General features: G+C 45.3%; 12 protein-coding genes. 3 read left to right on the forward strand and 9 right to left on the reverse strand.

All coding sequences use genetic code 11. From position 1 onward, the window contains the following. Positions 1-97 precede the first annotated feature (97 nt). From NYE68_RS06810 to NYE68_RS06820, 3 genes are all read left to right on the forward strand, one after another. Complete coding sequence (locus NYE68_RS06810) at positions 98-460, forward strand: hypothetical protein (RefSeq protein WP_064107888.1); 363 nt, start codon at positions 98-100, stop codon at positions 458-460. Between the two features lie 322 nt (positions 461-782). After that, the gene (gene bla / locus NYE68_RS06815) at positions 783-1,703 is read left to right on the forward strand and encodes a class A beta-lactamase (RefSeq protein WP_094032357.1); all 921 of its coding nucleotides are present in this window, start codon (positions 783-785) and stop codon (positions 1,701-1,703) included. A 99-nt stretch (positions 1,704-1,802) separates the two neighbouring features. Beyond that, positions 1,803-2,105, forward strand: coding sequence for a putative quinol monooxygenase (locus NYE68_RS06820; protein WP_223252784.1), 303 nt, complete (start codon positions 1,803-1,805; stop codon positions 2,103-2,105). A gap of 99 nt (positions 2,106-2,204) precedes the next feature. Here the strand turns inward: NYE68_RS06820 and NYE68_RS06825 are convergent, their stop codons facing one another. The 9 genes from NYE68_RS06825 to lacG form a co-directional block, all read right to left on the reverse strand. After that, a complete protein-coding gene (locus tag NYE68_RS06825; RefSeq protein WP_324635934.1) occupies positions 2,205-3,617 on the reverse strand; it encodes an MDR family MFS transporter in 1,413 nt (470 codons plus the stop codon). Positions 3,618-3,759: 142 nt separating this feature from the next. Beyond that, positions 3,760-4,233, reverse strand: coding sequence for a MarR family transcriptional regulator (locus NYE68_RS06830; protein ID WP_012117330.1), 474 nt, complete (start codon positions 4,231-4,233; stop codon positions 3,760-3,762). A gap of 285 nt (positions 4,234-4,518) precedes the next feature. After that, a complete protein-coding gene (locus tag NYE68_RS06835; protein WP_094032359.1) occupies positions 4,519-5,631 on the reverse strand; it encodes a glycosyl hydrolase 53 family protein in 1,113 nt (370 codons plus the stop codon). A 51-nt stretch (positions 5,632-5,682) separates the two neighbouring features. Continuing rightward, positions 5,683-7,182 (reverse strand): UDP-glucose--hexose-1-phosphate uridylyltransferase, encoded by a 1,500-nt coding sequence (galT, locus tag NYE68_RS06840; RefSeq protein ID WP_324636979.1) that lies wholly within the window; start codon positions 7,180-7,182, stop codon positions 5,683-5,685. A gap of 1 nt (position 7,183) precedes the next feature. After that, positions 7,184-8,176 (reverse strand): UDP-glucose 4-epimerase GalE, encoded by a 993-nt coding sequence (galE, locus tag NYE68_RS06845; protein ID WP_324635933.1) that lies wholly within the window; start codon positions 8,174-8,176, stop codon positions 7,184-7,186. Positions 8,177-8,179: 3 nt separating this feature from the next. Further along, positions 8,180-9,349 carry a galactokinase gene (locus tag NYE68_RS06850; RefSeq protein WP_033574544.1) on the reverse strand — a complete coding sequence of 390 codons (1,170 nt, stop codon included), beginning with the start codon at positions 9,347-9,349 and terminating at the stop codon, positions 8,180-8,182. A gap of 15 nt (positions 9,350-9,364) precedes the next feature. Further along, on the reverse strand, positions 9,365-11,062 hold the full coding sequence (locus NYE68_RS06855) for a PTS lactose transporter subunit IIBC (protein WP_064107875.1): 1,698 nt from the start codon (positions 11,060-11,062) through the stop codon (positions 9,365-9,367). Positions 11,063-11,073: 11 nt separating this feature from the next. Further along, on the reverse strand, positions 11,074-11,388 hold the full coding sequence (locus tag NYE68_RS06860) for a PTS lactose/cellobiose transporter subunit IIA (RefSeq protein WP_007407323.1): 315 nt from the start codon (positions 11,386-11,388) through the stop codon (positions 11,074-11,076). A gap of 63 nt (positions 11,389-11,451) precedes the next feature. Continuing rightward, on the reverse strand, positions 11,452-12,852 hold the full coding sequence (gene lacG, locus NYE68_RS06865) for a 6-phospho-beta-galactosidase (RefSeq protein ID WP_053573471.1): 1,401 nt from the start codon (positions 12,850-12,852) through the stop codon (positions 11,452-11,454). Between the last annotated feature and the right edge of the window lie 165 nt (positions 12,853-13,017).

A 13,017-nucleotide genomic window follows, 5' to 3' on the forward strand; every position in this document is an offset into this window, starting at 1 on the left:
ATGTGTCGTGACAGTTCGAATGCAGGTGTATTAAACTTCCCATTCAACCGGAGTTATGTCTGAGGGACGAAAAGACTTTTTTTGAGGAGGAAGCGGAATGATTAAATTTACACGTCCATCGCCTATGAAGAAAACATGCACGATGCACCCGGAAAAGGAATCTGTCAGATCGGTTTCGTTTACTGATTTTAACGGCAATTCTGTAACAGTAACCCTTTGTCAAATGTGTCTGGCTGAATTAAAAATGAAAGCCGCGACTGAATACAGGAGCATGACCGAGGAGCGGGCCAAACTGAATCGTTTCAAGATTGGTGATCATGTGTATTTAGAGCATTTGGGAGTCGTCAGCGAGATAAAAAACATGGAAGGCGTTCAAGTGGCAAACAGGACAGACACAGACGGAGTCCGGAAGGCTACCCCTAAGGAAATCGCAGAATACAAAAAGCAGGAGAAGCAATAACAAGGAAATTCTATCAGCGGTATTACTTACGGGAGCGGCGGCCGTTGCGCCGCCTGCTTCCGCTGCATGGTCCAGATGGCAAAATGAATCCGGGTAGAGCGGCCGTGGCTCAAGCAAGAAATCAAACGCTGTATCACATGGGTTCTTCGCGAAATATCTGCCGGAAGAAACGCTATCCATTGAAGAGTCAGGGGTGTTTTAATTAAATTTTCAGCTGATTTCCTAACTGTCACGGAAAACATCACACAGGAATTATATTGACTTTCATCCTGTTTGTAATGTTAATTAGAAGATGTATACAAAATCATTATAATGAGGAGGTCTGGATGTGAAAAATAAAGCGAGAATACAATTTGGAATATGCATTGGACTCTTATGTTTAAGCTTTACCGGTTTCAATCCTTTATTTGGCTCAGCGCATGCTGAAGCGAAATCTATAGAGGACGCAAAAATGACAAGCTGTATAACGAATCAGAAATTTGTTCAGCTTGAGAAAAAATTTGATGCCAGGCTCGGCGTTTATGCGATTGATACAGGTTCAAACAAGACAATCGCCTATCGGCCGAATGAACGGTTTGCTTACGCATCAACCTATAAAGTTCTGGCTGCAGCTGCTGTTCTGAAGAAAAGCTCAAATGAAAAACTTAATGCCATCATCCGCTACAGCAAAGACGATTTGGTTACATATTCTCCAATCACAGAAAAACACATGGATACAGGCATGAGCCTGAAAGAAATCTCAGAAGCCGCTGTCCGTTACAGCGATAATACCGCCGGGAACCTATTGCTGCAGCAGCTTGGCGGTCCCAAAGGTTTTGAAAAATCATTGAAACAGATCGGGGATCATGTAACGAAAGCTGATCGATTCGAGACGGATCTAAACTCTGCGATTCCCGGGGATCGTCGTGACACAAGCACCGCAAAAGCACTGGCAACTGACCTTAAGACTTTCGCTTTGGGTAACACTCTCACGGCTGACAAGCGCACGATTTTAACAGATTGGATGCGGGGCAACGCTACCGGCGACGAACTGATTCGGGCAGGCGCTCCTGCAGGATGGGAAGTCGGCGATAAATCCGGAGCCGGAAGCTACGGCACACGAAACGACATTGCGATCGTTTGGCCGCCTGACAGAGCCCCAATTGTTTTGGCAATCCTGTCAAACCGGTTTACGGAAGATGCCAATTATAATAATGCTCTTATCGCTGAGGCTGCAAAAGTCGCTCTTAATGCTCTTAAATAAACATTGCCGTTCATTTTTATGGACGGTTTTTTATATGTTGAGAATGCGGTAGGCCGGTTTCGTTTTTCGATAAATGTTATAATGTAAAGCCATAAAAAGATGGGAAGAGGGGGAATTTCGATGCATTACATAACGGCATGCTTAAAAATCATCAGTGATAAAGACCTTAATGAAATAATGAAAGAGTTCAAAAAACTTGAGGAAGAAACGAACAAAGAAGAAGGCTGTATTCAGTTCCATGCTTATCCGCTTGAACCATCAGAACGCAAAATCATGCTTTGGGAGATTTGGGAAAACGAAGAAGCTGTTAAAGTCCATTTTACGAAAAAACATACAAAAGACGTTCAAAAACAAGAATTAACGGAAGTAGAATGGTTAATGAAAAGCAATGTGAATGAGTAAAAGGCTTTGTCTGTTGTTGGCTGACTTTGCCGGCAACCATCATCAGTTTCATTCATTAAAACCCTTGCTGCGCAAGGGTTTTTTACTTTAAAAAGTTCTTTATATGGCAGTCTTTTTATGGGTAAGGAACAGACTTGGAATGAAGATGGCCGCAAGGATGATGACGGATACTAAGAATCCGGCATGGTAGCCTTTTAAACTGTTCGGAATCGTCGGCTGCAATTCTTGTATGACAGTTGCGGTAACGGTTGCGATCACAGCTGACCCAAAGCTGGAACCGAGGTTTTCAATCATATGAATACCGACACCTGCTTCCGGAAGCTGTTTGCTGTCAAGACCTGTATAAGCGTCACTCATTAATGGGAGCATAATTCCTCCAAAACTGGTGCCGCGGATAAATAATACGACGGAAATCCAAATCATACTTGTGTTATCGGTGATAAAAATAAGCGGGATAGATCCGATCAGCGAAAGAACAAGACTGACCGTAACCACGTATTTCGCACCGATCTTATCAATCATTTTTCCGATCAGCGGACGAGTCACGAGCATTCCGACTCCTTGAGGGATTAAAGCGAGTGCTGCTCCGGCTGCCGTGAACTGACGAATGTTTTGAAAAAACAGCGGAAGTATTAACATCGGCCCCATGATGGCAACATTCGCTAAGAACAACCCGATCGAAGATGCCAAGAAGCTCTTGTGTGCAAACAAATTCATAGGCAGCACGGTTTGGTTTTTCTTGATCTGATTATATACAAGATAAATAGCTGCTGAAACAAGACCGATGCCTGTCCATAAAATGGTGTCGCTATTGTTAAATGATGCATGATCCGCCGCTTTTGTAATACCGTACATCAATGCCGCGCTCATTAATGACAAATTGATAATCCCGAAAATATCGAGTTTACGATCTTTGTTGAATGGTTCAAAGTCTGGAATGGTTTTCATCATAAGCGGTGCAGCAATCAAAACGATGAACACGTTGATGTAAAAAATCCAATGCCATGAAGCGCCTTGGACGATGAAACCCCCAATGACAGGTCCTAAGATCGGGCCGAAGATCATAGGGGTGCTGACGATTGCCATCACTTTTCCCAGGTTTTCCGGACCTGCCGTTTTAACCAAGAGTGTTGACATAAGCGGAGTGATAATGCCGGCGCTGAATCCTTGAAGCAAACGGAAGAAGATGAAGCTGGAAACGTCACGGCTCATTCCCGCAAAAACAGAAATGACACCAAAGGCGATGACTGAGCCGATGAAGATTTTCTTACCGTTATATTTATTCATAAGCCAGCCGGATACGGGTACTGCAATCGCAAGTGCTAACATATAGCCTGTAACGGACCACTGAATGATATCCAATGTTGTGTTGAAGTCTTTGGTCAGTTTGCCGATGGCGATGTTTACCATCGTAGAGTCAAGCATTGGAGCGATTGCTCCCAGTGCAATAGCCCAGGCGGCTGTGAGAACTTCTTTTGGAAGCCGAAGTACCTTTCTTTTATGTGTTGACATAGTATTCTCCTCTCAAAATTGCTGTCTTTGTTTCCTTGTCAACAAAATAATAGAGTGGTTTTGTTTCTTTGTCAACAATAAGAGGGATATAAAAAGGCAGCCCGTTTTCATGGAGCAGGGCTGCCTATGGTTTTATTCATATTTATTCCGATTTCAAGTCTGCACCAAGTTTCTTTATTTCTGAATCCAAATGCCTGCTGTATGTTTCCACGAAGTTCAGCATCGTGTCAAATTGTTCATCAGTTACTTGTTCAAACACGATTTTGTCCCGTTCTTGAAACTCTTTGTGCAATTCCTCGTGAATTTTATAAATGACTTTTCCTTGTTCGGTAAGCCTGAAATAGATTTCTTTCTTGTTAAGCGGCTTCTGATAGCTTTCGATAAGGCCTTTATTGATAAGCTTCTTCGTTAATTTACTTATGGCGCCTCTTGTCATATAAAGGGACTCCGCAAGTTTTGTCACATTGGCGTCTTCAATTTTTTCGATGAATTCGATGCAATGCACTTCAGAAGGTTTATGCCCCTTAAGGCTTTCTTCCATCTTCAGCCTATTCAGCCACACCATCTTGTTAAAAAAGTCCCTGAAATCCGTGAGGAGCTGTTCTTTTTTGTCCATGGCCCGTCCTCCTGCTCGGTGGTGCTTACACAATATTATAAAATGTTTGTTTCTTTTTCAACAATCGTAAAGTTATGATTTAGGAACTGAGAGATAGTGCGCAGAAATAAGAAGGAGGGGGAACAGAAGAAGTATTCTATTTAAAAAGCGGCTTTTTAACCGAAACGCGGGTTTTCGGGTATTTTTCTTTCCGTATTCGTTACTTGCTCTGTTTCATAACAGGCCAACACTACAGCCTTATAAAAAAGCAGGCTGCACAATGAGCCTGCTTGAGATTCGCATCAATCATTTTCCTGTTGCGGCATCATGAAAAGCGTCGATTGCGGTTGTGTATTTCAAGACGTTTTTAGACACTTTGGCGGTTGCGCCTAATGGATACGCGTCTGACAGAACGCTGGAGTGAGCTTCGGGTTCCCAGTAAAATACGCCGATTCCTTTGCCGTTCGGAACGGCTTTCACCAGTTTTATGGTGTCTTTTATGGTCCAGTAGGAATCTTTCGGATTATTTTCATCTCCGCCCAGTTCAACCACCATGACTTCCTTGTTGTAGCGTGAGGCGATGTCATTCAAATTAGATGATAAATGGCTGGTGAGCTCCCAGTACGGCTTGCCTTCCCAATAGGGATAGAACGAAACGCCGATGATGTCGGTTTTTCCTCCGTTTTTAAAGAATTGATCAAACCACCATCTGAATAGGCTGTTGTCCGTGCCGTGTGCCAAATGGCTGATGACCTTGGTGGCCGGGCTGACGGATTTCACGGCGTCATAGCCTTTGTTCAGTAAGCCGGTCAATTTGCTGAAATCGTTCGTGCTGCCGTCGGGCAGTAAAATTCCTGAATTCATTTCATTTCCTACTTGCACCCAATCAGGGGAGATGCCGTGATTTTTAAGTTCTTTCATGACATCGTACGTATGGTTATACACGGCTGCCTGCAGCTGGCTGTTTGAATAGCCGTTCCATTGGTTCGGCTTGATCTGGTGGCCTGGATCAGCGAACACATCACTGTAATGGAAGTCAACCATTACCTTCATTCCTAACGCTTTTGCCCTTTTTGCCGCCGCAAGTACGCCCGCTTTGTCACTATAGCCGAGCATGGTCCATGTTGTCCCGTCTTTCAGCCAATAATAGCTGCTTGGCGGATTCACAAACACTCTCAGTCTCACGGCATTTATTCCGTGATCTTTAAGAATCTGCAAGGCATCTTTCTGTTTTCCGCCGTCATCCAGCCAGCGCACACCTTCGTCCTCCATTTGTTTCAGCCATCCTATATCAGCGCCATAGGCAAACGGGGCATCCGCTTTTGCTTTAGGAAACTTCTCAAAGAATGTAAAAGCAGTGAAAATGAGAGAAAGACAGATTGCGTTTATAAATACACGTTTCAATCGGTTTTTGAACATCACAATACCTCCTGATAAAAAAGATTGTTGATTGATTTCACTCTGAATGTTTCAGCTGCCATTCTCCAATAACGTCGTGAAACGCTGAAACGCCTGAATTCCTTCGGGTGTCATTTTAAAAATGCCTGCATCGGTCAGCGCGCGTAAAAATACATTCGCGGTTTCTTTTTGTAAAACAGCGGCTGCATTCTCCGGTGTCACGTCTTTATCCGCTTTGATGTTTTCAGCCCACGGAAGATGAATATCTTTGATGTCATGAGGTTCATTCAGTAAATACTTTTTCACTTCTGCCAGCTCATCTTTCAGGCGGGGAGGTAAAACGGCGAGTCCCATCACTTCAATCAGACCGATATTTTCTTTTTTGATGTGATGGACATCTTGATGCGGGTGAAAAATGCCATCCGGATAATCTTCGGAGGTGCGGTTGTTTCTGAGAGCGAGATCGATTTCAAAATCCGTTCCCCTGCGTCTGGCAATCGGGGTGACGGTATTATGGGGTTCATTTGTCTTTGCGATGATGCTGACGGTTTCGTCTGAATATTCCCGCCACTTTTCAAAAACATAGGCAGCGGCATCTGTCAGCAAATCCGGATCTTTTGCGCGAAGGCGGATCACTGATACCGGCCACTTCACGGCTTCGGCCTGAACGTCTGGAAAATGACGCATATGAAAAGGGTAGAGGGAACCCGCTTTTGCCATCGGAAACTCATGGGCGCCGCCTTGATAATGATCGTGAGAAAGAATGGAGCCTCCTACGATCGGCAAGTCTGCGTTTGATCCCGCGAAATAATGCGGGAAGATTTCCGTAATGGCCAGAAGCCTTTTGAAGCTGTCACGGCTGATGTTCATCGGCTTGTGCACGCTTGATAGAAAGATGGCATGCTCGCTGTAATACGCATAAGGAGAATATTGAAACCCCCACTGTTCTCCCGCTAAGTCAAGCCTGATGATGCGGTGATTTGAACGGGCGGGGTGATGCGGTGTTCCGGCATACCCCTCGTTTTCCATACAGAGCAGACATGTCGGATACCGGTTTTCCGGACTGTTTTTTACCGCGGCGATGTCTTTAGGGTCTTTTTCCGGTTTTGATAAATTAATGGTGATGTCCAATTCCCCAAAAGGTGTTATTGAGCGGTACACGATGTTTTTTCGAATGGCCCGCGTCTTAATATAGTCGTTGTTTTGGCTCAGTCGGTAAAAGTAATCTGTTGCTTTTTTCGGGCAATCTGATAACAATTCGCTGAACGCGGCATTGATGAGAGAAGGGGCCGGTGTGATCACGTCCATGATCCTGCTTCCCAGCATGTCTCTTTCAGCCGGCGTATCGTTAATGATTGACCGTTTTACCGCGTCTTTCACCATTTCGTCCACATAGTGAAGCCTGTTTTGTTTCTTGATATGTTTCGGTTCTGCATAATCCGGCAGTCCGAGCAGATCGAGAAGTCTGTTTCTTGTATAAATCACATCTGTTTCATTTATGTCGCCTAAGACAGTGCTTTCTTTCAGAAACCCTGCCACTGATTCAAAAATTTCAATGACCGCCGCCTCCATTTCATTTGTCCTTGTATCCGTTTGGATGTTGCCGATGCCAATTCCATGCTGACGCAATGATTTCCGATATGTCCGTTTGTTTCGGATTCCAGCCCAGAATGTTCCGCGCTTTATCGCTGGAAGCGATGAGGGTGCTTGGATCACCGGGTCTTCTTGCGGCCGCTTTTACTTTTATGTCTCTTTCGGTCACTTGCCGGGCCGCTTCCGCCATTTCTGATACGGAAAACCCGCTGCTTGATCCTAAATTGAAAATGCCGCTGTCTCCGCCGTTTTGCAAATATTCCAGAGCGAGAATATGGGCATCGATTAAATCGGAAACATGGACATAATCGCGGATGCACGTGCCGTCTTTTGTATCATAGTCAGTGCCGAATATCAAAACCTCCTCGCGCTGACCGAGCGCGGTTTGTAAAAGGATAGGGATAAGGTGGGTTTCCGGATGATGATCTTCTCCGATGGAACCGTCCGTTTTCGCGCCGGCAACGTTAAAATACCGAAGCGAGACATATTTTATGCCGCAGGCGGTTTCACACCACTTCAGCATTTTTTCTGTCATGAGTTTTGATTCGCCGTATGCGCTTTCCGGCTTTTCCGGCATGTCTTCTGTGATGGGCACTTTTTCAGGTTCGCCATATACAGCGGCGGATGAAGAAAACACAATGTGTTTCACCCCGAATTCCTGCATGACCTCCAGCGTAATTTGCGTACCGTACACATTATTATTGAAATATGAAAGAGGGTCTTTCATTGATTCGCCGACAAGGGATTGAGCGGCAAAATGGAGAACGCCTGTTACGTTCTCCTTCGCAAACACAGAGCGAAGAAACGGTTTGTCACGGATATCTCCATGGTAAAAAACTGCTTTTTCATGAACAGCTTTCTGGTGGCCTGTCTGCAGATGATCCACAACTATCGTTTTAAATCCTTTGTTTAATAATTGATCAACCGCATGAGAACCGATATAGCCGGCTCCGCCGAGAACGAGAATCGCCATGATTTATTTTTCCCTCCATTCAGCCGCGCCATCGCTTATATCCGCGATGTAGAAAGAAGCTTCAAGACCTGTCCTGCTGCGGTAGTGAGATGAAACGGCCCGGATAAAGCCGGCGGTTTCTTCATTTTCCACAATGGCTATGGCGCAGCCGCCGAACCCCGCGCCCGTCATCCGCGCTCCGAGTGCTCCTTCTTTCCAGGCTGCTTCAGCGAGTGCGTCTAATTCGTCACCGGTCACTTCATAATCATCGCGTAACGAACGGTGGGACGCATTCATCAGCTCGCCGAACGTTTTCAAATCATTCGATTTGAGAGCCTCCGCGGCTGAGAGGGTCCGCTCGTTTTCATTGACCGCGTGCCGGGCTCTTTTACGCAAAGTTTCACAGGAGAGAAGGGATTCGAGTTCGTTGAATTCTTCTGCCGTCAATTCCGCAAGTGATGCGATATTCCGATATTGCCGCAGTTCCGAGAGAGCTGCGTCGCATTCGCTGCGGCGTTCATTATATTTTGAAGCGGCCAGCTCCCGGCGCTTGTTCGTATTCATAATGACGATTTTATATCCGTTAAAAGCAGCCGGAATCATTTCGTGCTCAAGCTTATCGCAGTTTAACAGAATGGCCATGTTCTTTTTGCCTTTTTGCACTGCGAATTGATCCATAATGCCTGAATTCACGCCGATAAATTCATTTTCGACTCTTTTTCCGATAAGCGCCAGTTCAGTATCGGAAACATCCAGGCTGAATAACTTTCTTAAAATGGAACCTGTTAACATTTCAATGGAAGCGGAGGAGCTTAAACCGGCTCCGTTTGGAATCGTACCGTGAAAAAGAATATCCATTCCGCTGTCTATTTGGCCGCCGGCTTTAAGAAGGTAATGGATCATCCCCTTCGGATAATTGGCCCAGCCGTCTTCTTTTTTGTATGCTGTGGCGGAAAGATCAAGGCAGACAATGCCGCTGTCAGGAAAGTTTTCTGAGTATAACCGGATCTGGTGATCTCCGCGTTTTGCGCATACGGCATAAGTTCCGATCGTGATCGCGCAGGGAAGAACGTGGCCGCCTATATAATCCGTATGTTCCCCGATCAGGTTGATTCGGCCGGGTGCGAAAAACAGTTCTCCGTTACTTCTCTTGAAAATGTCTTCGAATCTTGATTTTAAAAGTTTGGCATCCATGATAAACCCCCGATTCTATTTTGAGGTATGCTCCAGTATGAACTGAATGGCTTTTTGTGAATTTCTGGTGAGGCTGATATATTCTGCTCCTTTCGTTGCGATGAGTTTCACTTGCAGGCGGTCCGCATCTTCTTTAATGTCATCATAATAAGAGCCGACTTGCGGAGCTAAAATGATCATATCGAAGTCTTTCATGATGTCGTAATGGGATCCGTAGGCGCCTGCTGAGGCGGTAATCGGCACGTTGTATTCTTCGGCTCCTTCTGTCAGTGCGTTCGCAAGCATGGCGCTCGTTCCCGCTCCGGCGCACAGCACTAACACATTGGTGCCGTGTTCCAAGGCGGATGAGGATTCCTGAAGATTTGTGCTGATGACGGAGGCCGCGTCTTCTGAGGCGCCGGCCATGGCGGGCTGTAATGTTTGCGGCGCGGTTTCAGGCTCGGTGTGTTGGGCTTCTTTCGCCGCTAATACTTTGTCATAAGCTTTGCAGAATGGCAGGTATATCAGGAAATCGACAATGATTAATACAGCCGTCAGCACAAAAGCCGAGAGCCCCATGCCGGTTCCGAGAATCAAGCCGGCGGGCGCCGGGGTGGCCCACGGAAGAACATACATAAAACTGTTCATTCCGATGACATCCACGAAAAATTTAAACAGACAGACATTCACCATCGGCGTTACAACAAACGGAATGAAAAAATAAGGATTTAAAATGATCGGCGCAGCAAAGAGCAGAGGTTCGTTTACTGCGAAAGACACCGGAACCGCGGATGCTTTTCCGACTGCTTTCAATTGCTTGGATTTCGCGAAAAGAAGAAAGATAAACGGAACCACAAGGGTTGCGCCGGTTCCTCCCATTGTGCCGACGAAGTTCCCGAGTCCGACGGTCAGCACGTTGGACGCCTGCTCGCCGGCATTATGAAGCTGAAGGTTCGCCTCCACATTTGCGTAAATAATAGCTGCGATGGCCGGTTCCACAATAGAAGGCCCGTGAACGCCGACAAACCAGAACAGCGCCATCATTCCCCAAATGACACAAATCCCAAGATAACCGTCTGCGGCGGTAAAAAACGGCGATAAGAGAGAGGAGAGAGCCTCTGCAAACGATACGTTCAGCGTATTCCTGATCAATAAATCAACGATCACCATGGCCAAAACGGAAAAAGCGAACGGAAAAACATCTTTAAATGTTTGTGAAATGGTACCCGGTACTTCTTTAGGCATTTTAATCGTAATATTTTTCAGCACGCAGAATCTGTAAACGTTCACTGTTATGAAAGCGGATACAAAAGCAGCTAAAAGACCTTTTGTGCCGAGGTATTCCGTGGAGAATCCGCCATCAATTTGAGTGACGCTTAAAATGAGAAACCCGACGACTGAAGCAAGCATCGCTGAAACGGGGTTGATCCCTTTGTTTTTCGGCATTTTTCGGTTCATTGATTCACTCAGGCATTTCGCACTTGTTGCCGCAACGATCAGACCGAGGGCGCCCATTGAATAGTTATAAACTTTCCAAAGCCATTCAGAAACACTTTTAGGCCAAGTGAACCCCAACACTTCCGGCACAGCGGCGGTGAGGATGAAAATGCTGGCGAATAAAATAACAGGCATGGCCGTTAAGAAGCCGTCGCGGATCGCGCCTAAATAAATGTTTCTTGAGATTTTTTCAAAAAACGGTTTTCCCTTTTCGATTTGCTTGATGATACCGTTCATTTTTCCACTCCTTATCGGCGGCTTCGGTAGAGTTCTATAAAATCCTGAATAAGATCACGGAGCAAAAGGGTTGTCATCAAGTGGTCCTGACCGTGAACGAAAATAAATCCTAATTCCATGTCCTTGCCGTCAGCTTCTTCAGCTAACATTTTCGTTTGCGCATTGTGGGCGAGGGTTAAATTTTCATCGGCGCTTTTCAATGCTGCTTCCGTGTTTTCGAAGTTTCCGGCACGGACTTCTTTCAGGACTTTCAATAAAGTGCTTCTGGCGTCGCCGGCATAGGCGACGATTTCAAAACCGAGCATCTGCAATTCTTCCTTTGTCATGAAAAAAACCTCCTAAAGACGGCACACATGATGAAAAGAGACTCTTTTCACCATGTATGATCGTTAAATGATTGTTTTTGTTTCACTTACAAGTTTGTACCAGTAGGCCGATTCTTTCGGGTACCGTTTTTGGGTGTCAAAGTCGACGTAAAAAAGACCGTAACGTTTGTTGTAGCCGTTGGTCCATGAAAATAAATCCATTAAGGACCATAAGAAGTACCCCTTTACATTGACTCCGTCGGTAATCGCTTTACTGACGGCTTCTAAATAGACTTTTAAATAGTCGATTCTTGCCTTATCCATAATGATGCCGTCTTCAAACTCATCTTTATAGCCCATGCCGTTTTCGGTAATGTACATTTTGTTATATTGTGGATAGTCCCGTTTGATGCGCATCAGCATGTCATACATGCCTTCAGGATAAATAAGCCAGTCCCAATCAGTCCGCTTCAGGCCTTCTTTGTAAATTCGTTCGCCGATTCCTTTTACTTTATAGACCGAAGTGCCCTTATCGCCCGTTCCGTTATGGTGAATAACGGTTTCTCCGTCGTACGCTTTGACGAAATGGCATTGATAATGATTGATGCCGAGATAATCATTGCGCGTTGAAGCTTTTTTCATCACGTCAAAGTCACTGTCTGAAAACTCGTATGAAGCGCCGTTTGCCTCACAGATTTCATCCAGAGCCCGCATGGTTTCCTCAGAATAATAGCCGAGGTAGGTGGCGTCGAGGAGGAGTCTCACTGATAACGCGTCATCCAGAAAACAGGCGTGACGGTCTTCTTCTGAGTCGCTGGCGGGATATTTTGTTTCCAATGAGTGGACGACACCGATTTCTCCCGGATAGCCGCCGTCTTTAAAAAGATTGACGGTCATCGCATGCGCTACCATCATGTGATGGAGGCATTGAATGACTTTTGTGATATCACTTTTAACAGATGGCGGGAAAACCCCGAGTAAATACTGGTTGGTGGCTGTGGGATAAATTTCGTTAAACGTGCTCCAATATCTGATTTCGCTGAATTCTTTAAAGCAAAACTCCGCATAGCTGACGAACGCTTCTATTGCAGCGCGGTTGAGGAAATCTCCCTGATCAAATAATCTTTTCGGTGTATCGAAATGATGCAGCGTGACAAAAGGGGTGACGTTGCGTTTATGGCATTCTGAGAAAATACGATGATAGTAATCAACACCTTCCTGATTGATTTTGCCCGTGCCGTCAGGGAAAATTCTCGTCCAGGCTATAGAAAGGCGGATGCCGTTTATTCCGAATTTTTCACATAGTTTAATATCTTCGGGAAACTGGCGGTAAAAATCACTTGCCGGATCAGGGCTGAATCTTCCCTGTTTTTCAAGAAATTCATCCCAGGCCACAGGCCCTTTGCCGCCTTCTTTTGTGGCGCCTTCCGCTTGATATGCCGCAGTCGCCCCGCCGAAAATAAAGTCATGAGGTAATTTGAGCATTACTGAATCCTCCTTCGCCAATGTGTGAATTGAAGTTTGTTAATGTTTATAATTGTTGTCTTTTGTTTAATAGTAAACGCATACATTTTTGTTGTCAATAGCTTCATAAAGAAATAACATCTGTGTTCATAGGGGTTATATAAGTTTTTCGTTGTTTTATATGTT

This window comes from Bacillus sp. FSL R5-0447, assembly GCF_038606125.1.
In the GTDB taxonomy this organism is placed as follows: Bacteria; Bacillota; Bacilli; order Bacillales; family Bacillaceae; genus Bacillus; species Bacillus velezensis.